We start from the raw sequence: 24,746 nt of genomic DNA on the forward strand, positions 1-24,746 counted from the left end.
GGCACGGCGTGGCGCCTCACGGGGCGGCGACGATATGCGCGCGGTGGTACGGCGTGGCGCCGTATTCCTTCGGGCCGTGAATCGTCTCGACGCGTTCGATGCGCCACGGCACCGCTCGCGTGAAGCGCGGTCCGTCATAGGCGAAGGTATGAAACTCGCCGTTCTCGCCGCACACGTCGACGCTCGCCGGCAAGTCGGCCAGCAGCGCGGCGTCGTATTCGCGTCCGACGAACTCGGGGCCGAGATGGCGTCCGTTCACACACACGATCACCGCGCGATAACCCAGTGAGATGAACTCGTGCGCGAGCGTGAGCCGATCGCGTTGCCAGAGCGGCAGCACCGCCGTCATGCCGGCCGCCGCGCACACTTTTTCTTCCCAGTCGCGATGTGGCTGCAGATCAATATCGCCGAACAGGCCATGCGTGACGCCCTGTGCGCGCATGGCGCGCAACCGCGCCACGAACGCCGCTTCGTAGGTCTGCCAGCCTGCCTGTCCGACGTCGAGTGCGATGCCCAGCGCGTCGGCCTGCGCCTGCATCAGCGCTCGCGGCAAGCCGTGCGAGCGTGAGCTGTCGCCGGTCTCGTCGAACATCGCCAGCAGACGCCGCACGTCATAGTGCGGTGCGCCGCTCGCGTCGCACGACAGCGCATGATGCAGCGCAAGGCAGGAATCCTTACCGCCGCTCCACGAAAAAAAGGCAGGGGTGGGCATGGTCGATCGTCAGAAAGTTCGGGAAAGGGGGCACGCGCGACGATGGGCGCGCGCAGTGGGGGAGGGATGTGAGGATGTGGGGACGTGCATGGAGAGCACAGGCCGCAATGCAAAGCGGACCCCGCAGGGTCCGCCCATGAGCCGACGGCGATCGTCGATCGGCCGCTCGCGCCGCTGCGCTCAGTGCGAGCGGATCATCGTGCCGAACGGTTGCTCGGTCAGAATCTCGAGCAGCACCGAATGTTCGATGCGGCCGTCCACGATGTGCACCGACTTCACGCCGCTCTTGGCCGCGTCGAGTGCCGACGAGATCTTCGGCAACATGCCGCCCGAGATCGTGCCGTCCGCGAACAGCTCATCGATTTCGCGCGCCGACAGATCGGTCAGCAGATTGCCGTCCTTGTCCATCACGCCCGGAATGTTGGTCATCATCACGAGCTTCTCCGCGCCGAGCACCGTCGCGAGCTTGCCGGCCACGAGGTCGGCGTTGATGTTGTACGCCTGGCCGTCTTCGCCCACGCCGATCGGCGAGATCACCGGGATGAACGCGTCATCCTGCAGCGCGCGCACCACGGCCGGGTTGATCGACTCGACTTCGCCGACGAAACCGATGTCGAGGAACTGCCCTGCGTTCTCGCGATCCGGCATGAGCATCTTGCGTGCGTTGATGAGACCGCCGTCCTTGCCGGTGAGGCCCACGGCCTGACCGCCGTACTGGTTGATCAGCATCACGATGTCTTGCTGGACTTCGCCGCCGAGCACCCATTCGACCACTTCCATGGTGTCTTCGTCGGTCACTCGCATGCCCTGCACGAACGTGCCCTGCTTGCCGATCTTCTTGAGCGCCTGATCGATCTGCGGGCCGCCGCCATGCACCACCACCGGGTTGATGCCGACCAGCTTGAGCAGAATGACGTCGCGCGCGAAGCCCTGCTTCAGGCGCTCTTCGGTCATTGCGTTGCCGCCGTATTTGATCACCACGGTCTTGCCGTGATACTTGCGGATGTACGGCATCGCCTCGGCCAGAATTTCTGCCTTGAGAGCGGGTGCGATGTCGTCGATGGAATTCAGTGGCAGATCGGACATGGCGGGAAGGTTTTTGCAGGTGGACCAGAAACACGGCGCATTGTACAGCCAAGAGGCCCGTGCGTGCGGGGCGTCGACGCGTTTCGGAGCACGCCGACGCCGGCCTCGGAGTTGGTCCGTCGTCACCCTCGGGCGCATGCTCGGGCGTAACCGCGAAGGCGGCAATTCCCGCCCCGCCAGCGGCACCCGGTCGCAGGTGCGTATCACCCCTTTCACTCGTTGACGGACGCCGCTCAATGGCCGATTTTTACGGCATTGCATTTTTTGCCCCGCCGAGCGCACACGCCGATGCGCTCAATGGTCGGCGCGACGCTGTTGCAGTGGCGCAACTGGCTCGCCGCCAGACGCGTTCGTGCCACGCGCATGAAGGGAACACGAAGGTCGAAGGGAGGCTGCGCGCATATCGATCGGAGCGGTCGGAGCAGCCGGAGTGGCGGGAGTGGTGGGAGTGGCGGGAGTGGTGGGGCGACAGGAGTCGCAGGAGCGCTGAGATGATCGACAAAGATGTCGCCGGAAAGCGGGAAGGCGCCGCGGCCGCAGCCGGCGATGCGCCGCAATGCCCGCGTTGCGGCGCGGCGGTGAGGTGCGGCGCAGCGTTGTCGCCGAATGCACATGAGGTGCGCTGCTGGTGTCTGGACTGGCCGCATCTGCCCGTGCTCGCACGCACGGGCGCCCTCGCCTGCCTATGTCCCGCTTGTCTTCGCACGGCGTTGCTTGACGCCGGTGTAGCGATCGACGGCACCGCCGCCGACCGCGCCCCCTGACGGCGTGCCGCGGCGAGGCGCCGGCGCACGCGTGCGCCCCGGAACGCCGGGGCCGCCGGGGCCGCCCGACTTGCCGGACGCCCCGCGAAACATCATCTTCTGCCGCGTGCCGAGGGTCTTGTTGGCCATGGGGCCTCGCGCAGCGCTTACTTGCTGCCGTGGGCGCCGTGCGCCATGCCGGCCATGCCACCGCCGGGAGCGCCGGCCGTCAGGTCGCGCACCGGCACCTGCACCTGCTGCTCGGTTTTCTTGTGGTCTGCCGACTCGAAGCGCAGCGTGAGCGCCACGCTGTCGCCCTTCTTGAGCGGTGCTCTCAGGTCGGTAAGCATGATGTGATAGCCGCCCGGCTTGAGCTGCACGGGCTCGTTGGCCGGCAACGGCAGTCCGTGGGGCAGCGCACGCATCTTCATCAGCGTGCCTTCGAGTTTCATCTCGTGCACTTCGGCGTTGGCCGCCGCCGGCGTGCTCACCCCGACGAGCGTGGTCGGCCCATGCGCCTGCAGCGTCATGAAGACGCCCGTCGCGCTCTGGCCCGGCACGGTGCCGCGCGCCCATGCATCGGTGACGTCCACGGCGCCGGTCTGGGCAAACGCCGAGGCCATGCCGAGACTGAGCGCGGCGGCCATCCATAGCTTGTGCTTCATGCAAACTCCTTGTCGTTATCGGTGGACGGGCGAACGGACGAACGGGCGTCGCCCGGTATCGCATGAGTCGTTGCGCGGCGCGAGAGCGCGCGCGACGTGGACGACCATTGTAGTCGCGCCCCGCGCGGCGTGTGCGCGCCGCCGCGGGGCGCCCGGCATTGCGCTGTGCGGCAGAGTGTCGCAGCGCCGGAATGGCCCAATGGCGCGAGACCCGGACTTGGTACACTTGTCGGATGACTCATTTCCCTATCGAGCGAACCAACGTCGTGCAGCTTTTCTGGCTGCGCTGTCTGGCCATCGTCGGCCAGCTCGCGACCATCGGCGTGGCGCAACTCTGGCTCGGCGTGCGTCTGCCGCTCGAGCCGATGCTCACCATCGTCGCGCTCGAAGTGCTGTTCAACGTGCTCACCTGGGTGCGCGCACGCAGCGGCGTGGAGCGGGCCAAGCGCCGCACCGATCTCGATCTGATGGGCCAACTGCTCGTCGACCTGGCCGCGCTCACGGCGCTGCTCTTCTTCTCCGGCGGCGCCACCAACCCCTTCGTTTCGCTGTTCCTGCCCGGGCTCGCGATCGCCGCGGCCGTGCTGCCGTGGCGCAATGCTTCGCAGCTTGCCCTGCTCTCGCTGGTCGCCTACGGCGCGCTCAATTTCCAGTACGTTCCGCTCGATCTGGCCGACCCCGGCAATCTGCTGCGGCTGCATCTGGCGGGCATGTGGGTGAACTTCGTGGTGAGCGTGCTCGTGATCGCCTGGTTCGTCTCGCGGATGTCGCGCGCGCTGCGCGCCCGGGACGCCCAGCTCGCCCGCGCCGAACAGCGGCTGCTGCGCGACGAACGCATGGCCGCGCTCGGCGCGCAGGCCGCGAGCGTGGCACACGAGCTGGGCACGCCGCTCTCCACCATGGCGGTGGTCGTGGGCGAGCTGCGCAGCGAGAGCCGCGGCAACGCCGCGCTCGCGCCGTTCGAGCCGGATCTCCAGACGCTGGAGCAGCAGATCGCATTGTGCAAGAGCGCCATCGGCCACGTGCAGACGCGCGCGGCCGCACCGGTGCGTCAGCCGCTGGCCGAGTGGCTGCCCGCCTTCACGACGCAGTGGCGTCTTCGCCATCCGCAGGTGCAGTTCCAGCTGCACGTGCCGCCGCAGTTGACGGCACGCATCGAAGATACCGTGCAGGTCGGCCAGATCCTCACGATCCTGCTCGATAACGCGGCGTATTTCAGCCCGTCGTCGGTCGTGCTGGAGGTTGCCGTCACGCCGGACGACGTGCGCTTCACCGTGTGCGACGAAGGCCCCGGCATGAGCGCCGACCTGCTCGCGCGGCTCGGCACTTCGCCCGTCATGAGCACGCACGGCGGGCACGGCATGGGGCTGTACCTTGCCTTCGCCAGCGCGCAGCGGCTCGGCGGCGACATCGAACTCAGCCCCAACACGCCGACGGGCACGCGCGCGCAACTGCGTCTGCCGATGGCCACTTTCTTCTTCGGTTCGCGGAGTCAGACATGAACGCCTCCCACTTCCTTCTCATCGACGATGACGTCGTCTTCGCCGAAACGCTCGCCCGCGCCCTGACGCGCCGCGGCTATGACGTGCAGATCGCAGCCGACAGCGCCGCGGCACTGCTGGCGGCGCGCACGCGCCAGTTCGACCTGATCTCGGTCGATCTGCATCTGGGCCACGATTCGGGACTGCCGCTCATCGCCCCGCTGCGCGCCCTGCAGCCGAAGGCGCGCATGCTCGTGCTCACCGGGTACGCGAGCATTGCCACCGCCGTGCAGGCCGTCAAGGACGGCGCGGACAATTATCTCGCCAAGCCGGCCAACGCCGACACGATCCTCGCATCGCTGCGCAGCGACGCGAGCGAGACGCAGGCCGATGAAGCGATCGAAAACCCGTCGCCGCTGTCCGTCGCGCGTCTCGAGTGGGAGCACATCCAGCGCGTGCTCGCCGAGCACAACGGCAACATCTCGGCCACGGCGCGTGCACTCAACATGCACCGCCGCACGCTGCAGCGCAAGTTGCTCAAGCGCCCGGTCAAGCAGTAATCTGGCGGCGCGGCAGCGCACAGGGCGCGCGCCGACCCGAGCGGCGAGCGCCACGCGTGACGCGCCGCCCCGGGCACGCAGGCCCGCGCGAGACGAAAAAAAGGCCCCGAAGGGCCTTTTTTCACATCCGGCGCCGGCGGCTTAGAGCACGTAGCGCGACAGATCCTCGTTCTGCGCCACCTCGCCGAGAAAGCGATTGACGTACCCGGCGTCGATCGTCACCACCTCGTTCGACTGCTTGCCCGCGTTGTACGAGATGTCCTCGAGCAGCTTCTCGATGACCGTGTACAGGCGGCGCGCGCCGATGTTTTCCGTCTTCTCGTTGACCGAGAACGCGATCTCCGCGAGGCGCTTGATGCCGTCTTGCGCGAACTCGAGCTTCACGTCTTCGGTGGCGAGCAGCGCCTGGTACTGCTTGACGAGGCTCGCGTCCGTCTGCGTGAGGATGGCTTCGAAGTCTTCGACCGACAGCGATTCGAGTTCGACGCGAATCGGGAAGCGGCCCTGCAGTTCGGGAATCAGATCGCTCGGCTTGGCCAGATGGAACGCCCCGCTCGCGATGAACAGGATGTGATCCGTCTTGATCATGCCGAACTTGGTGCTCACGGTCGTGCCTTCGACGAGCGGCAACAGGTCGCGCTGCACGCCCTGACGCGACACGTCGCCGCCGCCGACTTCACTGCGCGTGGCGATCTTGTCGATCTCATCGAGGAACACGATGCCGTTCTGCTCGACGTTGCGCAGCGCCAGTTGCTTGACCTCTTCGTCGTTGAGCATCTTGGAGGCTTCTTCGTCGGTCAGCACCTTGAGCGCGTCCTTGATCTTGAGCTTCTGGCGCTTCTTGCGCTGGTTGCCCAGGTTCGCGAACATGCCCTTGATCTGCTCGGTCATCTCTTCCATGCCGGGCGGGCCCATGATTTCCATGCCCTGCACCGGGACTTCGACTTCGAGCTCGATTTCCTTGTCGTCGAGCTGCCCTTCGCGCAGGCGCTTGCGGAAGGTCTGACGCGTGGCGTTGTCTTCCGAGCCCGGTTCCGGCTCGTGCGCGGCCGAGCCGAAACGGATGTCGCGCGACGATTCGCGCCCGGTCGGCAGCAACAGATCGAGAATGCGGTCTTCGGCGCGATCTTCGGCCTTGGTACGCACCTTCTTCATCTCGGCTTCGCGCGTCTGCTTGATCGCGATTTCCGCGAGGTCGCGCACGATGCTGTCCACGTCCCGGCCCACGTAGCCGACTTCGGTGAACTTGGTCGCCTCGACCTTGATGAACGGCGCGTCGGCCAGCTTGGCCAGACGGCGCGCAATTTCGGTCTTGCCGACACCGGTCGGACCGATCATCAGGATGTTCTTCGGCGTGATTTCCTGGCGCAGGGGTTCGGCCACCTGCTGACGGCGCCAGCGGTTGCGCAACGCGACCGCGACAGCCTTCTTGGCCTTGTGCTGGCCGATGATGTGTTTGTCGAGCTCGGAGACGATCTCGGAGGGGGTCATATGGGTCATGACGTTCGCCAATTAGGGGTTCGCAAGGAAGGGGACGCCCGGCCGGTCATGCACCGGCCGGCAGGTCGCGCCGCAGGAGTCCACCTGCTGCGGCGCGCGCGTCGTCCGTCGTCACTTCGCTGCCTTCGGCGGCAGCGATTCGATGATGTGGTTGCCGTTCGTATAGATGCACATGTCGCCCGCGATCGTGAGCGCCTTCTTCACGATCTCGGCCGGCGAGAGGTCGGTGTTCTCGACGAGCGCGCGGGCTGCCGCCTGCGCGTATGAGCCGCCCGAACCGATGGCCGCAACGCCGCCTTCCGGGTCGAGCACGTCGCCGTTGCCGGTGATGACCAGCGTGGTCTCGGCGTCGGCGACGATCATCATCGCTTCGAGCCGGCGCAGCATGCGGTCGGTCCGCCAGTCCTTGGCGAGTTCGACGGCCGAGCGCGTGAGGTGGCCCTGATGCTTCTGCAGTTTCGCCTCGAAGCGGTCGAGCAGCGAGAAGGCGTCCGCGGTGGCGCCGGCGAAGCCGACCATGACCTTGCCGTCGTAAATCGTGCGCACCTTGCGCGCGGTGCCCTTCATCACGATGTTGCCGAGCGTGACCTGACCGTCGCCGCCGAGCGCGACCTGATCGCCGCGCCGAACGGAGACAATGGTGGTGCCGTGATATTGCTCCATGCCTGTTCCTTTTCCGGGGGCTGTGCGCCCCGTAACGATTGGCCCGGTGTACCGCGCGTCTCACGACAGTGGCGAGGCGCCCCGGCCGGGCGGGACGTCACTGTAGTTTAGGGCAATCAAAAGAATATCAAGAGGCGTCGACGGTGCTCGTCGATGCGGCGCCTTCGGCGCGGGCCCGATCCCGCGCAACGCGGCATGGATGACGGGATTCGCGCGGCACGGCGCCGCGCGAACCCGGAAACGCGGGGCAATTTCTCGGAAATCGCCCCATTTTTGCGGAATCGTTCCGCTCAGAACGTGGTGCGCAAACCGATGCGAACCGAGCGTCCGCCCTGCGGCGCGATGTCGCGCAGCACCGAGCTGGCCAGACGCACTTCCTGATTCGTCAGGTTCTCGCCCTTGAGGTACGCCAGCCACTGCGCGCCGCCTGCCCTGAACTGATACGTGAGCGCGGCGCCCAGCGTGGTGTAGCCGTTCGTTGGCAGGTCGTTGGCGGGCACGCGCGCCTGATTGCTCGCGTGCACCATTTCCAGACGGGCGCCCCAACGCCCCAGGCCATACACGAGCGCCGCCGTCAGACGCAACGGCGCGATGCGCGGCAGCGGCTCGCCCGTGTCGCGATTGCGCCCGACGGTGTAGTCGCCGCGCAACTCCACGTCGAGATTGCCGTAGCCTTGCCAGACGCGCGCGCGGCCCTCGGCTTCCACGCCGTACAGTTCGGCGGGCACGCCCGCGTATTGGTAGACCGGCAGATTGCTGTCGTCCACCTCGGCCGTGCGGCCCGTGTTCTCCAGCGCGATGAAGTTCGAGAAACGGCTATAGAACAGTCCGACGCTGCCCTTGTGCGGGCCGTTCTCGTAGCGCAGCGAGAGATCGGTCGAGAGCGCTTTTTCGAGGCTCGCCTGCGGGCTGCCGATCTCCCATACGCCGGTGGCCAGGTGCGGGCCGTTCGCGTAAAGCTCGTAGAACGTGGGCGCGCGCTCGGTGTACGACGTATTGACGGCCACCGACCACTTCGGCGCGAGCGCGAAGACAGCGCCCGCCGACAGACTGCCCGGCGTGAAGTTGCGCGCGGGCAGGCCGTCGAAGCGTTCGTTGCCGCCGGCCGACGGCTTCACGCGCGAATGTTCGATGCGTGCGCCGAACGAGAGCTTCACGGCCTGATTCACCGCCCACTCTTCCAGTGCGAAGAGCGCCACGTTGGTCGTATCGCTCTTGGGCACGAACGCCTCTTCGCCGAGCGCCGAGAACGTGTTCTGCGAGAACTGCACGCCGAGCGCGCCTTCGAGCGGACCGATCTTCGCGTGGCGCGCTTCGATACGGCCCTCATAGCCGCGGTTCTTGAAGGTCGTGCCCGTCTGGCCGTCCTCGATTTCCTTGTGCTCGTAATCCGTGTAGCCGAAGTTGAACTTGAGCGCGGTAAACCCGGAAAGCGGGCCGCTCAGTTCGCGCACTTCGCTCGCAAGCGCGAGGCGCTGCTGGCGCAGTCGGATGCGCGTGTCGGCTTCGGCGACGGTGCCGTAGTCGGTGTCGTAGCCCGAATACGACAGGCCGGTGTAACCGTTCGCCCACGTCCAGGACGCACCGAGCGCGGCGCCGCTCGCCTGGCCGTCGCTGTTGGGCAGGGTGCCGGAGGCCTGCGGCGCGCCTTCGCCGTCGAGTTCGCGCTGGCGCGCGGAATGGGCGAAGCCCGGAATGCGCAGGTCGGCGCTCTTGCGCGCAAAGCCGTCCACGTGAAACGCGAACTGGCCGTTGCCGAATTCGAGCAACGCCGCGCCGGCCCGCTCGCGATTGGCACCGCCGTAGCTGAAGTCCGTCGCCCCGGACACGCCGTCGAGCGGCGCTTTCGGAATGCGGTTGTCGATCGTGTTGACCACGCCGCCCACGGCGTTGCCGCCATAGAGCAGCGCCGCCGGCCCGCGCACGATCTCCACGCGCTCGATGGTGAGCGGGTCCTGCGCGACGGCGTGATCATACGAGAGCGAGGACGCGTCGAGCGCGGCGGTGCCGTTTTGCAGCACGCGGATGCGGTCGCCGTCCAGGCCCCGAATGATCGGACGGCTCACGTTCGGGCCGTATGACGTGGCAGAGACGCCGGGCAGGCCATCGAGTGTCTCGCCCAGCGTGCTCGCGCGGCGCAGCACGAGGGCGCGTCCATCGAGTTCGGTGACGGGCACGGTGAGCTCGGCGGCGGCGCGTCCGAGCGGATTGCCGGTGACGAAGGTGCCCGGCAGCGTGACGGGCGATGCCGTGTCCGCGGCCGTTGCGGTAGCCGCGGGCCCGACGCCGCCGGCGTCCTGCGCCTGCGCGGGCAGGCTTGCCGCTGTGAGCGCCGCGAGGGTCATCGCCGCAGCGAGCGGCAACTGCGCGGGACGCAGCACGCCTGGGCGGGCGGCACGAGGGCTGCGAGCGCTGCGAGGGCTGTGAGAGATGGAGGTGGCGCGGGTGTTGCAGCGGCTGGAAGGCGCCGAAGACGGCGCGCGTTCGCCGATCGCCGCTCGCGCGGCGTTGGATGAGGAGATTGCCATGTCGGTTCGAGTTCTGTTGGTCTGGGCGAAGGGCGCCGTGCGTCGGACGTCCTCCGGGTTCCCCGTGAAACGGCGCGAACGAATCCCGGCCCGCGCGCAGGGATGCGGACTGACGCGGATTGACGTGGACCGACGCGGATTGGCGCGGATTGACGCGGATGAACGCGCGGGCAACGCCCGACCATCGGCCGCCCTTGGGCGGCACGGCATCGGAAAATCACGACGGGATTCGCGCGAGAAGCGCGTGGTGTCACGCCGGGACGGGCGGTGCGCGGGACTCGAACGGCAGGCGCGGTGCACTGGCATGCACGCGGCCGGTGGCGCGCGGCGGTGTATCGTCGACGCGGGCTTCGCCGCCCCAGTGCCAGGCCGCGGTGGCCATGGTGGCCGCGAGCGTCGCCCCTTCGAACAGATGGCAGTGATGATGGTGGCCGCCGAAGTCGAGCGGCGCGACATGCGCACCGGCCAGCGACGCCGTTACGGCGCGGGTGGCGCGGGTGGCGCGGGCGGCGCGGGCGGCGTGTGGGGCGGTGCCGGTGCCGTCGGCGGTATCGGTGCCGGCGACAACTGACCCGCTCTCGCCCGACACATCGGCGGCCGTCGCCGCCTGCGAGAGCGAACGGGCGTGCAGGATCTCGTGCTGCAGCCCCCAGACCTGTACGCAAAGCAGCGCGGCGACGAGCCACGCCCGCCATACCGGCCACGCCATCCACATGCCGCGCCCACGGCCGACCGGCGCGCGCATACGCGCACGCCACCGGCGGAAGACGGAATCAATGGAAGACATGGCTCGAGGTAATTGCAACTGAGTTGCAATTTTGCCATAAAACGCCGGGGCTCGCGAGGCTTCGCCGACGTTGCGTCCAGGCGACAGTGGCAGGCGCCGGCCACGACTTCGCGTGTGCCGCGTGCGTGGCGAGAGACTGGGTCAGAGCAGGCGATATTGACGCGCGGGCAATAAAAAAGGCATGCCCTGAGGACATGCCCTTCGCAAACCGAGGGGTCCGGCAGCGCCGCCACCGCGCGGCGCCGGACCGGAGCGCTGCGCGATCAGTCGCCGAACAGCTTCTGACGCAACTCGCGACGCTCCTGCGCTTCCAGCGACAGGGTCGCCGTCGGGCGGGCGAGCAGACGCGGGATGCCGATCGGCTCGCCGGTCTCTTCGCACCAGCCGTATTCGCCCGATTCGATGCGGGCGAGCGATTGCTGCACCTTCTTGAGCAACTTGCGCTCACGATCACGCGTGCGCAGCTCGAGCGCGTGCTCCTCTTCGATCGTGGCACGATCGGCCGGGTCCGGGACCAGAATGGTTTCCCGCAGGTTCTCGGTCGTTTGATCGGCGTTTTTCAGAATTTCCGATTGCAGCGCTTCCAGACGATTCTTGAAGAAGGCGAGTTGAGCCTCGTTCATATAGTCCTTGTCGGACATCTTCAGAATTTCGGCCTCGGTCAAAAGTCGTTGCTTGCTCATGGGTTTCTGTGGCGTCTCTTTCGGATGGTCCGGCAATGCCCCTGCCGACGGGGCGTCTTGCTTACCGGCAATGCCGCGGGCGGCTTCTTGGGTTACGGTCCTGCCGGACGATTTCGGTGGCCCCTTCTTGGCGGCGGCCTTCTCGCCCGTCTTCGATTTGCCTGCTGGAGCACGCTTGGCGACCGCATCCGTCGCCGGTCCCGACCGGCGCGCGGGGCTTGCGGTGGCAGTCTTGCGAGAGGCGGTAGCCATGACGGTGCTCCCCTGCCTACCCTCCGGAATACCGCGTCAACTCGCTGGCGGCAGCCCCGGTGGGCAGGTATTGTAACCGAATCGTCCGGGCGCCCCGGTTAAGGGCTTTCCCCTTGCACGTTTCGGCGGTCCCGCTCAGACCAGACAGCGTTCCAGCCCTTGCAGGATGATGTCTTTCGGCAGTTCTGCGCCAATGAACACCATCTTGGTGTTCGGCGTCTCCCCGGGTTGCCACTTCGCGCCCACGTCGCTGCCCATCATCTGGTGAACGCCCTGGAACACGACCCGGCGGTCGATGCCGCGCATGTTTAATACGCCTTTATAACGCAATAAGCGTTCGCCGTACACCTGCAGGATGCTCCCGAGGAAATCCTCCAGCTTGGCGGGGTCGAATTGCCGCTCGCTGCGAAAGACGAACGACTTGATGGCGTCGTCGTGGTGCGCGTGATGGTGGTGATGGTGCCCGTGGTCGTGACCCTCGTGCTCGCACTTGCCATGATCGTGATCGCAATGCGAATGATCGTGGTCATGGTCGTGGTGGGCGTGCTCGTCTGCCGCGAGGAAGTCCGGGTCGATGTCGAGCTTGTCGTTCAGGTTGAAGCCGTGGATGTCGAAGATCTGGTTCAGATCGGCGCGGCCGAAGTCGACCACCTGCTGCGGCGCGCGCGGGTTCATGTGCGCGAGGCGATGCTTGAGATCGTCGAGCGCCTCGGGCGTGACCAGGTCGGCCTTGGTGATGAACAGCCGGTCGGCGAAGCCCACCTGGCGCTGCACCACTTCGTGCTGATCGAGCTGCTGCTGGCCGTGCTTGGCGTCGACGAGCGTGATGATGGCGTCCAGGCGATAGGTGTCGGCGACTTCGTCGTCGATGAAGAAGGTCTGCGCCACCGGCCCGGGATTGGCCAGCCCCGTCGTCTCGATGACCACGCGATCGAACTGGATCTTGCCCGCGTCGCGCTGGCTGTTCAGATCGGAGAGCGCCTGCACCAGATCGCCGCGAATCGTGCAGCATATGCAACCGTTGCTCATCTGCACGATCTGCTCGGCGTTGTCCTGCACGAGGATGTCGTTGTCGATGTTCTCCTCGCCGAATTCGTTCTCGATGACGGCGATCTTCATGCCGTGCGCTTCGGTGAGAATGCGCTTGAGCAGCGTGGTTTTCCCGCTGCCGAGAAAGCCGGTCAGGATGGTGACGGGTGTCATGAATGCAATGTCCTGTAATGAAGCGGCGGGTCAGCGGCCGCCTGAATGTCGTCCACTGTACCCGAGGCGGCGAAAACCGGCTCGGGACGCGTCAGTTGGGAACGCCCGCGCAGTGCGCGCAGGTGCCGTGAATCAGCAGCTCGACCTGTTCGCCCACGAAGCCCTTGGGCAGGCGCTTGAGTTCGCGCTCGCTTAATTGGGGATGCTGGGGCCAGTCGTCAAGACAGAAGGTGCGATGGCAGCGCACGCAGCGGAAATGACCGTGCTGCGTGTGCGGGCGGGGCGATGCGGAGCGCTGCGGGTCGACGTGCTCGGCAATGACGAAGCGGAAGATGCGATCGTCGCCGGCCTGCTTGATGGCCCAACCCTGCGCGACCAGCCAGTCGAGTACGCGATAGGCCGTGACCCGGTCGAGCGGGTCGGCGTCGGTGGCCAGGTCGGCCAGCACTTCCTGGTGAGTGAGGGGCCGGCCGGCCTTGAGCAGCAACGCCAGCACGCGCACGCGCCCGGAAGTTACACGGCCCGATTGCTCCTGCAAGCTCGCGCGGGCAGCTTCCAGATACGGTTGAAGTTGAGTAAGGCTCATGAAATCGATTTAAGCACAGGCCCGCAAGCGCTGCAACCGAGTTGCAAAAACGCGGTGGACGGAGGGCAAGGGCGACGCGGGCCGGGCCCGGGGGCTCGCGCGAGGTTGCCGCTGGGTTGCCGCCTGGCCGCGCTGGAGCGCGATGGAGCGCGATGGAAGGGGGGGATTGTGGCGGGATCTTGCTGGCGCCGGGCCAAGATACCGCCGGAATTTCGCCGCAGTCTGGCGGGGCGGCAGGCGCGTTGCGTCATACAATTGACACAAAAACCCCGCCATCATGTCGCCCACCGCCCTCGCTCTCGTCGTTACCGCTGCTTTTCTGCACGCCAGCTGGAATTTCCTCGCCAAACGCATCGACACCAGCGAAGGAGGCGGGCCACAACTCGTTTTCCTCTACGCGCTGCTGACGGTCGTGCTGTACACGCCGCTCGCGCTGTACTTCCTCGCCGGCTCGCATGCGGCCTGGCCGGACGCGCGCGCCTGGCCCGTCATCGCCGCAAGCGCCCTGCTGCACTACGGCTACACACTGGTGCTGCAGCGCGGCTATCGCGTGGGCGACCTGTCGGTCGTTTATCCGCTCGCGCGGGGCACCGGCCCGCTGCTCTCGTCGCTGGGCGCGATCGTGCTGCTGGGCGAACGCCCGGGCTGGCTGGCGCTCGCCGGCATCGGCCTGGTCGTCGCCGGCGTGTTGATCATCGCGGGCGGCGAGCGTCTGTTCCGGCGAGGCAGCATGCACGCGGGTGCGGGCTGGGGCGTGCTCACCGGCGGATTCATCGCCGCCTATACGCTCGCCGACGCCTACGCCATCCGCACGCTGATGCTCGCCCCGCTCGTCTACTACTACCTGGAGAACGTGTTGCGCGTCGTGCTCTGCGCACCGATGGCCTGCTCGCGCCCTGCGCGCATGGCGGTCCTCTGGCAGGCGAACTGGCGCAAGGTCGTGCTGATTTCGCTGATCTCGCCGATGTCCTACTTCCTGATTCTCACCGCGCTCAAGTACGCGCCGGTTTCGCACGTCGCGCCGGCGCGCGAGATGTCGATGATGGTCGCCGCGCTGCTCGGCGTGCGGCTGCTGGGCGAGGGCGAGATGCACCGCCGCGTGGGCGGCGCCGTCCTGATCGCGCTGGGTGTGGTGGCGCTGACGCTGGGTTGAGCGCGCCCGGCCGGGCGCTCAGATGCGCTGCAGCCACAGGCCCTTGAGGTATTCGCCCTCGGGGAATTGCGTGAGCATCGGGTGATCCATGCCCGCCGAGAGCCGGCGCAGAATGCGAGCGTCCACGCCCGCGTCCACGGCGGCGCCGGCCACGATCTTCTGGAACAGATCGGCATCGATCGCGCCCGAGCACGAGTACGTCAGCAGCTGACCGCCCGGACGCAGCAGCCTGAAGCCCGCCATGTTGATGTCCTTGTACGCTCGCGCGGCGCGGTCCACGTGGTGGGCCGACGGCGCGAACTTCGGCGGATCGAGCACGATCATGTCGAACGTGCGGCCTTCCTCGCGCAGCGCGCGCAGCGTCTTGAACACGTCGGCGTCGCGCCATTCGGCACGCGCGGCGTCGAAGCCGTTGAGCTCGACGTTGCGCGCCCCGACGGCCAGCGCCTCGCCCGACGAGTCGATCGAGAGCACGCTCTGCGCGCCACCCGCGAGCGCCGCCAGCGAAAAACCGCCGGTGTAGCAGAAGCAATTGAGCACGTCGCGCCCCCTCGCCTGCTGTTGCACGAGCAGCCGGTTATCGCGCTGGTCGACGTAGAACCCCGTCTTGTGGCCGTTGCGCACGTCGACGTAATACTTCACGCCACCCTCGTAGGTGCTCAGCAGCGCCGGCGCTTCGGGCGGCTCGGCGCCGGCCAGCACGCCGGTGATGCTCGGCAGGCCTTCGCGCTCGCGCACGGCCGCGTCGGAGCGTTCGTAGACGTTCGGGCAGCCGGTCGCGCCGACGAGCGCCTTGACGATGGCGTCCTTCCATGCCTCCACCCCAGCCGCCATGAACTGGCACACGAGCTGGTCGCTCGCCGGCAGGCCCGGCGCGGACTGGTAGCGATCGACGATCAGGCCGGGCAGGCCGTCGGCTTCGCCGAAGATCAGGCGCGTGGCGCCCGTGCCATGCACCATCTGCTCGCGGTAGGCCAGCGCGGCGGCCACGCGACGCTTGAAGAACGCGTGATCGACGGGCTCGTTCTCGTCGAACGTCCACACGCGGGCGCGGATGGCCGACACCGGGCTGAATGCCGCGCGCGCGAGGAAGCGCCCGTCGGCGGCGCGCACCACGACCGTGGCGCCGGAAGCCGGCTTGCCGTCCACGCGCGCCACGGCAGTGGCGTAAATCCAGGGGTGGCGGCGCAGCAAGGATTTTTCTTTGCCGGGCTTGAGGGTCAAGATGTTCATGCGGAGCGGGCCAACGGTTGCATTCGGAAGGGCGGCAGACCTCGCGGCGCGGCGTGCGGCGCCACCCGACGGGAGTCGGTGGCCGCCGTGGTCGGACGGCGGGCGGGAGTCTGCTGGGAAGGACGCGATTCTACACCGAGTCGCCCGTTCGGCAGGCGGCCGGCCCCGCGCCCGAACGCATTCGGTTCTCGCGCAGCCGCTCAGGTCTTCTTGCGTGAGCGCGGGTGGGCCTGGTCGTAGACCTTGGCCAGATGCTGGAAATCGAGCTTCGTGTAGATCTGCGTCGTGGAGATGTTGCTGTGGCCGAGCATTTCCTGCACGGCGCGCAGGTCGCCCGAGGATTGCAGCACATGCGTGGCGAACGAGTGACGCAGCATGTGCGGATGAACGTGCGTTGGCAAGCCGGCGCAAAGCGCATGACGGGCAAGGCCCTGCTGCACCGCGCGCGCGCCGATCCGCTTGCCCCGTGCGGACAGGAACAACGCGTGCGGCTCCGCTGCGTCCAGCGCGCCGCGCATCTGCAGCCACTGGGCGAGCGCCTGCGCGGCCTTCTCGCCCACCGGCACGCGGCGACGCTTGTTGCCCTTGCCGGTCACGACCACCTCACGTTCGGCCAGATCGAGCCAGCTCGACGAGCGGTAGCCGTCGGCCTCGACGTAGCGGTGATCGAGACTCGTGAGTTCCGACAAACGCAGGCCGGACGAATACAGCAGTTCGAACATCGCGCGATTGCGCACCGCCTCGGCGGACGTGCCGGAGGCGAACTCCACCAGCGCCGACGCCTGATCCGGCGACAGCGCCTTGGGCAGCGGCCTGGGTTGCTTCGGGGCGCGCACGCCCTCGACGGGATTGGCGGCCAGCGCGGTGCGCTGCGCGAGCCAGGCGAAATAGCCGCGCCACGCCGAGAGTTTGCGAGCGATCGAACGTCCGACCAGGCCTTCGCTGTGCATTTGCATGACGAAGCGGCGAATGTCGCCGTGCTGCAGCGATTCGAGCGGGCGGCCTCGCGCCATGCGCTGCAACTGGCGCAGGTCGCGTGTGTAGTTCTCGAGGGTGAGGCCGGCGAGCTTGCGCTCGCTCGCGAGCGAGCTCAGATAAGCGCGCAGGCCGGCTTCGAGCGGCGTGTCGTCGCCGGCGGAACGAGCCGGCGCCGCGGGCGCTGTAGCGCGCACCGCCGACTTGGCGGCCGGCACGGCGCCGGAAGTGCGCGGCGCTTGACGCGAGCGCGGGGCCGGGGCGCGAGGCGGCGTGGCCATGGGCGTGTCGCGGGCGTCGCTGTCGTCCGGGGCCGCCGTCGCGCGTCAGTCGTCGGCGCGCAGCTTGCCGAGCGCCGCGCCGGCGAGCTCGCCGATCTGCGCGAGGAAGTCGGTCGCCATGCCTTCATGGAAGCGTCGTGCGTCTTCCGAGCCCATGACGAGCAGGCCGAAGACGGGCGATTCCGGCACCTGGGGATCGCGCAGCGCGAGCAGCGCCACGGACGCCGGATCGCTCGGCGCGCCCAGCCACGTCACCGCTTCGAACCCGGTGTTGGCGCCGCAATACGGCGTGACAAGGCTCGAGGCGAAGATCTTCACTTCCTCGCTTACACTGCGCGCGAACTCGGCCGGCTGGTATTGGGCGGCGACGTTCCACACGCGCACGGCCGCGAACGGCACGTTGAAGACGTCGCGCAGGCCGCGCGCAATGGCCTCGGGCAGCGCGTGCGGGTCGCGCTCGCCGAGCAGACCGAGCGTCCAGCGATGGAGCTTGCCCGAGATGTCGTCGTTCTCGTGACCGTAGCGCAGCAGCTCGGCGAGGCGTCGTTCGATCTGCTTGGTCTTCTCGCGCTGCATCTCGATCTGGCGCTCCTGCAGCGACACCGCGCGCTGGCCGTGAGGGCTGGTGAGGCGCACGCCGGCGAGCAACTCGGCGTGGCGCTCGAAGAAGTCGGGATGCGCAATCAGGTATTCCGCAATATCTCGGTCGTTCATGAGTGTCCGTCTGCTGTCGTGGACTGCCGCCCGCCATCCCCGAAGCACGAGGACCGCCTGCGGCCGCCTGGGTCGCTAAATCAGAATCCGTCTGAAACCAAATCGATGGCGCCGTGCCGCGGCCGGGCCGGGACGCCGAAACCGGCGCTCGTGCGTCAGATCTCGATGGTGCCCTCGAAGACCGTGGCGGCCGGCCCCGTCATGATGACCGGGCCGCTTGCGCCGTCCCAGTCGATGGTCAGCGTGCCGCCGTGCGTCTCGAGCGCCACGGGCGAGGCGAGCAGACCGCGGCGGATGCCCGCCACCGCCGCCGCACAGGCGCCGGTGCCGCAGGCGAGCGTCTCGCCCGCGCCGCGTTCGTACACGCGCAACCGTGCGCGGTGCTTGTCCACCACCTGAAGGAAACCGGCGTTCACGCGGCGCGGAAAACGGGCATGGCGCTCGATCAGCGGGCCGGCCGTCCCGACCGGCGCGGCGTCGACGTCGTCCACGACCTGCACGGCGTGCGGGTTGCCCATCGAAACCACGGAAATCCACACCGTGCGGCCCGCCACGTCGAGCGGCCAGAGCGTGTCGCTGCCTTCGGCCCGGCCTTCCAGACCGCTCGCGTCGAACGGCACGTCCGACGGCGCGAGCACCGGCGCACCCATATCCACACTGACCTGGCCGTCGTCGCGCATGGTGAGCGTGATCACGCCCTGCTGCACCTGCACGCGCACGGAGCGCTTGTCGGTGAGCCCGGTGTCGCGCACGAACTTCACGAAACAGCGCGCGCCGTTGCCGCAGTGCTCCACCTCGCCGCCGTCGGCGTTGAAGATGCGATAACGAAAGTCCACGTCGGGCAGCGTCGGGCGTTCGACGAGCAGCAACTGGTCGGCGCCGACGCCAAAGTGGCGGTCGGCGAGCGCGCGCCACTGGCCGGGCGTGAAATCGATGGTCTGCGAGATGCCGTCGATCACGACGAAGTCGTTCCCGGCGCCTTGCATCTTGGTGAATTTGAGCTTCATGCCGCTATTGTAGTGGAGAAGGCCGGCGCCCATCCGCCGCTGTCAATACACGCCCGGCTGACCTTGCGGACGCGTCTTGAAGCGCTTGTGCACCCAGTAGTACTGCTCCGGCATCTTCAGAATCTGCTCCTCGAGGAACGCGTTCATGGTGCGCGCGTCGGCGTCGGGGTCGTCGCTCGGGTAGTTCTGCCACGCCGGAAATATCTTGAGACGGTAGCCGCGGTAGTTCGGCAGCACTTCCGTCACGAACGGCACGACTTGCGCCCGGCCGACCTGCGCGAGCCGGGAGATGGCCGTGAGCGTACACGCCTGCACGCCGAAAAACGGCACGAACGTCGAATTGCGCGTGCCGTAGTCCATGTCGGCGGCCAGCATGACCGGCTTGCGTTTGCGCAGCACGCGCAGCACGTCGCGGGCGCTGTCGCCGCGCGGGATCATCTCGGCGTCGAAGCGGCCGCGCTGCTCCCTGGCCATCGCGTCAAACGCCGGGTTGGACATCGGCGTGTAGAGCGACGCACAGGGCCGGTGCAGCGAGTAATTCAGGAAGATCGAGCCGGCCTCGATGCCCACGAAGTGAAAGCCGAGGAAGATCGTCGGCGGAAGGTCCGGGTCGAGCAGGTCGATGGCCGAATCGAGGGCCACGAGCCGTTCCATCTTCTTGCCGCCGGCGAACCACTGCACACTGCGCTCGGCGTAGCTGCGAATGGCATGGACAAAGGCGGCCTTCGCCACGCGCTCGCGCGTCGCGTCGTCCCAGTCGGGGAAGCACAGGCGCAGGTTGGTATGGACCACGCGTCGGCGCGAGCTGGGAATGGCGTACAGCAGACGGCCCAGGCCGGCGCCGAAACGGGCCACCCAACTGTACGGCAGCAGGTTCAGCCCGCGCAGCAGGCCGACGCCGAGGTAGTAACCGAGAGATTTCTTGGGGGTAGTTGCCATGTCGCCAGCAGAATTTCTACAGGGGCGTATAATAAGCGACATCGCCGAGTTAACTGACAACTTGCGGGGCGATTCGAATGTGCCATCCCATCCAGGCAGCGCATTCGACTAATTTTCCGCTAAAGCGTCGCCGCTTCCCCTCCGATGCCGGCAACGTGAGTCGCCAAATTCGTTTAGAGGAGCCAGAAGTGGCGAACGACTATCTCTTTACTTCCGAATCGGTCTCCGAAGGTCACCCGGACAAGGTCGCCGACCAGATTTCCGACGCCGTTCTCGACGCCATCCTGACGCAGGACAAGTACGCCCGCGTTGCCGCGGAAACGCTGTGCAACACGGGTCTCGTGGTGCTCGCCGGCGAAATCACCACGACGGCGACGGTCGACTACCAGCAGATCGCGCGCGAGACCATCCGCCGCATCGGCTACGACAACACCGACTACGGCATCGATTACAAGGGCTGCGCCGTGCTGGTGGCCTACGACCGCCAGTCGCCGGACATCGCCCAGGGCGTGGACCGTGCGCACGACGACAACCTCGACCAGGGCGCGGGCGATCAGGGCCTGATGTTCGGCTACGCCTGCGACGAGACGCCGGAACTCATGCCGCTGCCGATCTACCTGTCGCACCGCCTGGTCGAGCGCCAGTCGCAGGTGCGCCGCGACGGCCGTCTGCCCTGGCTGCGCCCGGACGCCAAGTCGCAGGTCACTATCCGGTACGAAAATGGCCGTCCGCACAGTATCGACACGGTCGTGCTCTCGACGCAGCACCATCCGGACATCGGCCTGGAAGCGCTGCGCGAAGCAGTGATCGAGGAAGTCATCAAGCCGGTGCTGCCCGCCGAGCTGATCAAGGGCGACATCAAGTTCCTGGTGAACCCGACCGGCCGCTTCGTGATCGGCGGCCCGCAGGGCGACGCCGGCCTCACGGGACGCAAGATCATCGTCGACACGTATGGCGGCGCCGCACCGCACGGCGGCGGCGCCTTCTCGGGCAAGGACCCGTCGAAGGTCGACCGCTCGGCAGCCTACGCCGGCCGGTACGTCGCGAAGAACATCGTGGCCGCGGGTCTCGCTTCGAAGTGCGTGATCCAGGTCTCGTATGCCATCGGCGTGGCGCGTCCGACCTCGGTCATGGTCAACACCTTCGGCACGGGCAAGATCAGCGATCAGCGCATCGCCGAACTCGTCGAGAAGCACTTCGACCTGCGTCCGAAGGGCATCATCCAGATGCTCGACCTGCTGCGTCCGATCTACGAGAAGACGGCCGCCTACGGCCACTTCGGCCGCGAAGAGCCGGAATTCTCGTGGGAGGCGACGGATCGCGCCGACGCCCTGCTGGCCGACGCCGGCCTGCGCGCCGTGGCCTGATCTGATCGGGTCCCGCAGCCGCCCGACGGCGGCCGCCCGGCCAAACGAGACCCCCACCCGGGACACCGCGGCGGGGGTTTCGTTTTTGGTCATGATGGCGGCACGCGCGGCCTTGCCCTCAGCGCAGCAACTGCCGGATCATCGTTGCGAACCGCTTGCCGTAGGGCGGGTTGAGCAGGCGCGTGCCGTTCCAGCGCGCCTGACGAAAGATCGGCTTGTCCTTGGAGAACGTCCGGAAACCCGCCTCGCCGTGGTAGCCGCCCATGCCCGACGGCCCGACGCCGCCAAACGGCAGCGTGTGCTCGGCGACATGCAGCAGCGTGTCGTTGACCGTCACACCGCCGGATATCGTCTGCGTCAGCACGCGCGCCACGCGCGCGTCGTCGGTGTCGAAGACGTACAGCGCGAGCGGACGCGGACGTTCGTTCACATACGCGATGGCTGCATCGAGGTCGTCGTAGGGCACCACGGGCAGGAGCGGGCCGAAGATCTCTTCGCGCATCACGCGCATGCCGTCATGCACGCCGGTCAGCAGTACGGGCGGCAGACGCCGGCTCGCTGCCCGCGCCGGCGAATCGAACATCGCGTGCAAGGTCGCGCCCTGCGCCGCGGCCTCGCTCGCGAGCCCCGACAGCCGCTCGAAATGGCGCGGCGAGACGATGCTGGTGTACTGGGGATTGTTCACCGCGTCGGGATACAGGCGCTGCGCCATCTGTCGCGCCGTCGAGATGAACGCCTCGAGCTTCTCGCGCGGCACGAGCACGTAGTCGGGCGCCACGCACGTCTGGCCCGCGTTCACCAGCTTGCCGTACATGATGCGCTCGACCGCGTGCTCCCAGCGCGCACCGGGGCCAACGATCGCAGGCGACTTGCCGCCGAGCTCGAGCGTCACCGGCGTGAGGTTCTCGCTGGCGGCCCGCATCACGTGATGGCCGAGGGAAGTCGCGCCCGTGAACAGCAGATGATCGAACGGCAGCGTCGAGAACGCGCGTGCGACCTGCGCGTCGCCGGTGACCACGCTCACCCATTCCGGCGCGAACGTGTCGGCCACGGCGGCCGCGAAGACTTCGGCAAAGCGCGGCGTGACTTCCGACACCTTGATCATCACGCGGTTGCCCGCCGCCAGCGCATCGGTGAGCGGACCGACCGCGAGCAGGACCGGATAATTCCACGGGGCGATCACGCCGACCACGCCGAGCGGCTGCGGCACGATCGCCCGACGCGCGGGCAGCAGCCACAGATTGGCCCAACCCCGCGAGCCGCGCATCCAACGGCGGGTGTGTGCGAGCGCGTGCCTGAGGTTGCCGACCGACGGGAACAATTCGAGCAGATCCGTCTCCTGCGCCGAGCGTCCGCCAAAGTCTTCGTCGATGGCCCTGGCGAACGCATTGCGGTACTTGTGCAGCATCGCGCGAAGCGCCTTCAGATGCCGCTCGCGCGTGGGCCAGTCGACGTGCGGTGAAGCGTCGTGCGCCCGACGCATGGCTTCGAAGCGCGGCAGCAACAGCGCGCGTGCGCTGTCGTCGGCCGCCAATGTGTCCAACGACGCGTCGTGCAGACCGCCGAACTCGTGGTTGTGTCCCATGCTGTCTTCCTCCCTGCGCTCGTCCACGGGTTCGCGAACGTCGCCATTGTTCGTCATGCGCTGGCGTCTTGCCGAATGCCGCGCCGCTTACGCGAGAAACGCCCGATCGAGCCACGCACGCTGCACGCCCACGGCGAGCGTGTCGGGCATGACCCCGTAGACGCGTCCTCCCGCCACGCAGAAGCGGCTTTCGATGAACCCGTGCGCCAGCTCCGCCGGCGCGTGCTCGAGCAGCAGCGCCGCCTGCGCGAGCAGCGCGATCTGTTGCGCGATGGCGCGCGCGCGCACGGCGTGCGTGGCCGCGTCCGCCGCGAGCCAGCCATGCAACTGCGCGAGCGCGGCGCGTAGCGGCGCATGCGCGCCGGCGCGCTCGACGAGCCAGCCGAACCACGCCTGCGCGACTTCCGGCTCGCGGCTCATGGCGCGCAGCACGTCGAGACACATCACGTTGCCCGAGCCTTCCCAGATCGAGTTGACGGGCGCCTCGCGGTACAGGCGCGCGAGCGGCCCGGTCTCGACGTAGCCGTTGCCGCCCCACACTTCCATGCATTCGCCCGCGAGTTCGAGCGCGCGCTTGCACACCCAGAATTTCGCCGCCGGCAGCACGATGCGGCGCCACGCGCGCTGCACCGGCGAATCGTCATCGGACGCGGCCGCATCGAACGCCCGAGCAAGACGCATGGCCAGCCACGTTGCAGCTTCGGACTCCAGTGCGAGATCGGCGAGTACGGTCGTCATCAGGTCCTGATCGACGAGCTTTGCGCCGAAGGCCGCGCGGTGCCGCGCATGATGGATGGCCTGCACGACGCCCGTTCGCATCATCGCCGCGCTGCCGATCACGCAATCGAGCCGCGTATATGTCGCCATCTCGATGATGGTCGGCACGCCGCGTCCCGGCGCGCCCACGCGCGTGCCGTAGGCGTCGAGAAACTCGACTTCGCTGCTCGCGTTGGAGCGGTTGCCGAGCTTGTCCTTGAGGCGCTGGATCTGCACCGCGTTCTTGCGCCCGTCGGGCGTGTAGCGCGGGACGAAGAAGCAGGAGACTGCGTCGGCGTCGCGCTCGCGCGCGAGCACCAGATGGGCGTCGCACTGCGGCGCGGAGAAAAACCACTTGTGGCCAACGATCGACACGCTGCCGTCGCCACGCTCGGTCGCCGTGGTCGTGTTGGCGCGCACGTCGGAGCCGCCCTGCTTTTCCGTCATGCCCATGCCGACGAGCATGGCGTGCTTTTGCGCGAGCGGCGCGTCGCGCGGGTCATGCTGCGGCGCGAGCAGCTTGTCCTTGAGGGAGGGAAAGAGCGACGCCTCCTTCGCGAGCACCGGAATGCTCGCGAAGGTCATGGTCGTGGGGCATAACGCGCCCGCCTCGTTCTGCGCGTGCAGAAAGTAAGAGGCGGTGCGCGCCGCCATCACGCCGGGGCGCGGATGCGCCCATGGCATCGACTGCAGCTGCGCGCCACGCAACAGGCTCATCAGGGCGTGCCACGCCGGGTGAAATTCAACACGATCGATGCGATGGCCGCGCGCGTCGAAGGTCTGCAATTCAGGCGTGTGACGATTGGCCGTCTCGGCCCATTGCTGCACTTCGGCCTCGCCCAGGCGCGCGCCCTGCCGATGCAGTTCCTTCGCGTGCCAGTCGGCGCCGAATGCCGCCACGGCCGCTTGCAGCGCCGTGTCGGTGGCATAGAGGTTGTAGTCGGTAAGCGGCGGCACCTGATTGGTGACGTCGTGGGTCTGCCAGGCTTGCGTCATCCCTGTCTCCGTGTCTCCGTATCTTCGTATCCCGTTGCAACACCCGCCATCTTTCATCATAGCGGCTTGGCCCGCGCGCCCCCGCAAATTAGAGGAATGCTTCACTTCGCCCCCGGGCGCACGGGTTCTCTGCCTACAATGAGTGCCGCCGCGCAGCATCGCCGATCGATCTCTCGATCCTCAAGACAGCGCGCGAGGCGGCCCACGGCGGCGCATGCGAATCCAACGACAAACCGAAGCGGCCGCGACCCGGCGGGGCAGCGCAGGGCAGCGCAGGACAGCGCAACACAG

General features: G+C 67.7%; 22 protein-coding genes. 5 read left to right on the plus strand and 17 right to left on the minus strand.

Going from position 1 to position 24,746, the window contains the following annotated elements; genetic code table 11:
• Positions 1-16: 16 nt before the first annotated feature.
• On the minus strand, positions 17-712 hold the full coding sequence (locus tag CDN36_RS08380) for a Dph6-related ATP pyrophosphatase (RefSeq protein WP_287496475.1): 696 nt from the start codon (positions 710-712) through the stop codon (positions 17-19).
• A gap of 180 nt (positions 713-892) precedes the next feature.
• Positions 893-1,798: an acetylglutamate kinase gene (gene argB / locus CDN36_RS08385; RefSeq protein ID WP_150554104.1), complete on the minus strand. Its 906-nt coding sequence runs from the start codon at positions 1,796-1,798 to the stop codon at positions 893-895.
• A gap of 236 nt (positions 1,799-2,034) precedes the next feature.
• Between argB and CDN36_RS08390 the strand changes: the two genes are divergently transcribed.
• On the plus strand, positions 2,035-2,562 hold the full coding sequence (locus CDN36_RS08390) for a cysteine-rich CWC family protein (RefSeq protein ID WP_287496476.1): 528 nt from the start codon (positions 2,035-2,037) through the stop codon (positions 2,560-2,562).
• A 146-nt stretch (positions 2,563-2,708) separates the two neighbouring features.
• On the opposite strand, the gene CDN36_RS08395 is transcribed toward CDN36_RS08390, so the two are convergent.
• Positions 2,709-3,206, minus strand: a complete 498-nt coding sequence (locus CDN36_RS08395) for a copper chaperone PCu(A)C (RefSeq protein ID WP_287496477.1) — start codon at positions 3,204-3,206, stop codon at positions 2,709-2,711.
• 233 nt (positions 3,207-3,439) lie between these two features.
• Here CDN36_RS08395 and CDN36_RS08400 point away from each other — a divergent pair, with 233 nt between their 5' ends.
• Together CDN36_RS08400 and CDN36_RS08405 are read left to right on the plus strand one after the other, a co-directional pair.
• Positions 3,440-4,708 (plus strand): ATP-binding protein, encoded by a 1,269-nt coding sequence (locus tag CDN36_RS08400; RefSeq protein WP_150554108.1) that lies wholly within the window; start codon positions 3,440-3,442, stop codon positions 4,706-4,708.
• Positions 4,705-5,247 (plus strand): response regulator transcription factor, encoded by a 543-nt coding sequence (locus tag CDN36_RS08405; protein ID WP_039394779.1) that lies wholly within the window; start codon positions 4,705-4,707, stop codon positions 5,245-5,247. Before CDN36_RS08400 ends, CDN36_RS08405 begins: the two co-directional genes overlap by 4 nt.
• Positions 5,248-5,388: 141 nt before the next feature.
• Here CDN36_RS08405 and hslU read toward each other — a convergent pair whose 3' ends face one another.
• From hslU to CDN36_RS08440, 7 genes are all read right to left on the minus strand, one after another.
• Complete coding sequence (gene hslU, locus CDN36_RS08410) at positions 5,389-6,747, minus strand: ATP-dependent protease ATPase subunit HslU (RefSeq protein ID WP_150554109.1); 1,359 nt, start codon at positions 6,745-6,747, stop codon at positions 5,389-5,391.
• Between the two features lie 111 nt (positions 6,748-6,858).
• Entirely contained in the window at positions 6,859-7,410 is a 552-nt protein-coding gene (hslV, locus tag CDN36_RS08415) for an ATP-dependent protease subunit HslV (protein ID WP_150554110.1), read from the minus strand.
• Between the two features lie 290 nt (positions 7,411-7,700).
• Positions 7,701-9,755: a TonB-dependent receptor gene (locus tag CDN36_RS08420; RefSeq protein ID WP_502920353.1), complete on the minus strand. Its 2,055-nt coding sequence runs from the start codon at positions 9,753-9,755 to the stop codon at positions 7,701-7,703.
• Between the two features lie 433 nt (positions 9,756-10,188).
• Entirely contained in the window at positions 10,189-10,725 is a 537-nt protein-coding gene (locus CDN36_RS08425) for a hypothetical protein (RefSeq protein ID WP_287496479.1), read from the minus strand.
• A gap of 263 nt (positions 10,726-10,988) precedes the next feature.
• Entirely contained in the window at positions 10,989-11,408 is a 420-nt protein-coding gene (gene dksA / locus CDN36_RS08430) for an RNA polymerase-binding protein DksA (protein WP_150554187.1), read from the minus strand.
• A gap of 387 nt (positions 11,409-11,795) precedes the next feature.
• Positions 11,796-12,863: a CobW family GTP-binding protein gene (locus CDN36_RS08435; protein ID WP_287496480.1), complete on the minus strand. Its 1,068-nt coding sequence runs from the start codon at positions 12,861-12,863 to the stop codon at positions 11,796-11,798.
• A 91-nt stretch (positions 12,864-12,954) separates the two neighbouring features.
• Positions 12,955-13,449, minus strand: coding sequence for a Fur family transcriptional regulator (locus tag CDN36_RS08440; protein WP_287496481.1), 495 nt, complete (start codon positions 13,447-13,449; stop codon positions 12,955-12,957).
• 277 nt (positions 13,450-13,726) lie between these two features.
• Here CDN36_RS08440 and CDN36_RS08445 point away from each other — a divergent pair, with 277 nt between their 5' ends.
• Positions 13,727-14,602 carry an EamA family transporter gene (locus tag CDN36_RS08445; protein WP_150554114.1) on the plus strand — a complete coding sequence of 292 codons (876 nt, stop codon included), beginning with the start codon at positions 13,727-13,729 and terminating at the stop codon, positions 14,600-14,602.
• A gap of 18 nt (positions 14,603-14,620) precedes the next feature.
• Here CDN36_RS08445 and CDN36_RS08450 read toward each other — a convergent pair whose 3' ends face one another.
• From CDN36_RS08450 to CDN36_RS08470, 5 genes are all read right to left on the minus strand, one after another.
• Positions 14,621-15,835 carry a class I SAM-dependent rRNA methyltransferase gene (locus CDN36_RS08450; RefSeq protein WP_287496482.1) on the minus strand — a complete coding sequence of 405 codons (1,215 nt, stop codon included), beginning with the start codon at positions 15,833-15,835 and terminating at the stop codon, positions 14,621-14,623.
• A 200-nt stretch (positions 15,836-16,035) separates the two neighbouring features.
• Complete coding sequence (gene xerC, locus CDN36_RS08455) at positions 16,036-17,091, minus strand: tyrosine recombinase XerC (protein ID WP_287496483.1); 1,056 nt, start codon at positions 17,089-17,091, stop codon at positions 16,036-16,038.
• A gap of 45 nt (positions 17,092-17,136) precedes the next feature.
• Complete coding sequence (locus CDN36_RS08460; protein WP_150554117.1) at positions 17,137-17,805, minus strand: DUF484 family protein; 669 nt, start codon at positions 17,803-17,805, stop codon at positions 17,137-17,139.
• A gap of 155 nt (positions 17,806-17,960) precedes the next feature.
• The gene (dapF, locus tag CDN36_RS08465) at positions 17,961-18,812 is read right to left on the minus strand and encodes a diaminopimelate epimerase (RefSeq protein ID WP_287496484.1); all 852 of its coding nucleotides are present in this window, start codon (positions 18,810-18,812) and stop codon (positions 17,961-17,963) included.
• Between the two features lie 42 nt (positions 18,813-18,854).
• Complete coding sequence (locus CDN36_RS08470; RefSeq protein ID WP_150554119.1) at positions 18,855-19,751, minus strand: lipid A biosynthesis lauroyl acyltransferase; 897 nt, start codon at positions 19,749-19,751, stop codon at positions 18,855-18,857.
• 188 nt (positions 19,752-19,939) lie between these two features.
• Here CDN36_RS08470 and metK point away from each other — a divergent pair, with 188 nt between their 5' ends.
• Positions 19,940-21,118 carry a methionine adenosyltransferase gene (gene metK, locus CDN36_RS08475; protein ID WP_287496485.1) on the plus strand — a complete coding sequence of 393 codons (1,179 nt, stop codon included), beginning with the start codon at positions 19,940-19,942 and terminating at the stop codon, positions 21,116-21,118.
• A 118-nt stretch (positions 21,119-21,236) separates the two neighbouring features.
• On the opposite strand, the gene CDN36_RS08480 is transcribed toward metK, so the two are convergent.
• Both CDN36_RS08480 and CDN36_RS08485 read right to left on the minus strand, forming a co-directional pair.
• Positions 21,237-22,601 carry a coniferyl aldehyde dehydrogenase gene (locus tag CDN36_RS08480; protein WP_287496555.1) on the minus strand — a complete coding sequence of 455 codons (1,365 nt, stop codon included), beginning with the start codon at positions 22,599-22,601 and terminating at the stop codon, positions 21,237-21,239.
• 189 nt (positions 22,602-22,790) lie between these two features.
• Positions 22,791-24,455: an isovaleryl-CoA dehydrogenase gene (locus CDN36_RS08485; RefSeq protein WP_287496486.1), complete on the minus strand. Its 1,665-nt coding sequence runs from the start codon at positions 24,453-24,455 to the stop codon at positions 22,791-22,793.
• Positions 24,456-24,746: the final 291 nt, after the last annotated feature.

The organism is Pandoraea sp. CB10b_02, from assembly GCF_002216225.1.
GTDB classification, from domain to species: domain Bacteria; phylum Pseudomonadota; class Gammaproteobacteria; order Burkholderiales; family Burkholderiaceae; genus Pandoraea; species Pandoraea nosoerga.

Bases quoted from the DNA above. Each gene is read 5' to 3' on its own strand.
- hslU (WP_150554109.1), bottom strand. From the start codon at position 6,747: ATGACCCATATGACCCCCTCCGAGATCGTCTCCGAGCTCGACAAACAC.
- CDN36_RS08425 (WP_287496479.1), bottom strand. From the start codon at position 10,725: ATGTCTTCCATTGATTCCGTCTTCCGCCGGTGGCGTGCGCGTATGCGC.
- CDN36_RS08435 (WP_287496480.1), bottom strand. From the start codon at position 12,863: ATGACACCCGTCACCATCCTGACCGGCTTTCTCGGCAGCGGGAAAACC.
- CDN36_RS08420 (WP_502920353.1), bottom strand. From the start codon at position 9,755: ATGACCCTCGCGGCGCTCACAGCGGCAAGCCTGCCCGCGCAGGCGCAG.
- CDN36_RS08395 (WP_287496477.1), bottom strand. From the start codon at position 3,206: ATGAAGCACAAGCTATGGATGGCCGCCGCGCTCAGTCTCGGCATGGCC.
- CDN36_RS08405 (WP_039394779.1), top strand. From the start codon at position 4,705: ATGAACGCCTCCCACTTCCTTCTCATCGACGATGACGTCGTCTTCGCC.
- CDN36_RS08480 (WP_287496555.1), bottom strand. From the start codon at position 22,601: ATGCGTCGGGCGCACGACGCTTCACCGCACGTCGACTGGCCCACGCGC.
- xerC (WP_287496483.1), bottom strand. From the start codon at position 17,091: ATGGCCACGCCGCCTCGCGCCCCGGCCCCGCGCTCGCGTCAAGCGCCG.
- argB (WP_150554104.1), bottom strand. From the start codon at position 1,798: ATGTCCGATCTGCCACTGAATTCCATCGACGACATCGCACCCGCTCTC.
- CDN36_RS08450 (WP_287496482.1), bottom strand. From the start codon at position 15,835: ATGAACATCTTGACCCTCAAGCCCGGCAAAGAAAAATCCTTGCTGCGC.
- dapF (WP_287496484.1), bottom strand. From the start codon at position 18,812: ATGAAGCTCAAATTCACCAAGATGCAAGGCGCCGGGAACGACTTCGTC.
- CDN36_RS08460 (WP_150554117.1), bottom strand. From the start codon at position 17,805: ATGAACGACCGAGATATTGCGGAATACCTGATTGCGCATCCCGACTTC.
- CDN36_RS08470 (WP_150554119.1), bottom strand. From the start codon at position 19,751: ATGGCAACTACCCCCAAGAAATCTCTCGGTTACTACCTCGGCGTCGGC.
- CDN36_RS08400 (WP_150554108.1), top strand. From the start codon at position 3,440: ATGACTCATTTCCCTATCGAGCGAACCAACGTCGTGCAGCTTTTCTGG.
- CDN36_RS08390 (WP_287496476.1), top strand. From the start codon at position 2,035: ATGGCCGATTTTTACGGCATTGCATTTTTTGCCCCGCCGAGCGCACAC.
- CDN36_RS08440 (WP_287496481.1), bottom strand. From the start codon at position 13,449: ATGAGCCTTACTCAACTTCAACCGTATCTGGAAGCTGCCCGCGCGAGC.
- hslV (WP_150554110.1), bottom strand. From the start codon at position 7,410: ATGGAGCAATATCACGGCACCACCATTGTCTCCGTTCGGCGCGGCGAT.
- dksA (WP_150554187.1), bottom strand. From the start codon at position 11,408: ATGAGCAAGCAACGACTTTTGACCGAGGCCGAAATTCTGAAGATGTCC.
- CDN36_RS08445 (WP_150554114.1), top strand. From the start codon at position 13,727: ATGTCGCCCACCGCCCTCGCTCTCGTCGTTACCGCTGCTTTTCTGCAC.
- CDN36_RS08485 (WP_287496486.1), bottom strand. From the start codon at position 24,455: ATGACGCAAGCCTGGCAGACCCACGACGTCACCAATCAGGTGCCGCCG.
- CDN36_RS08380 (WP_287496475.1), bottom strand. From the start codon at position 712: ATGCCCACCCCTGCCTTTTTTTCGTGGAGCGGCGGTAAGGATTCCTGC.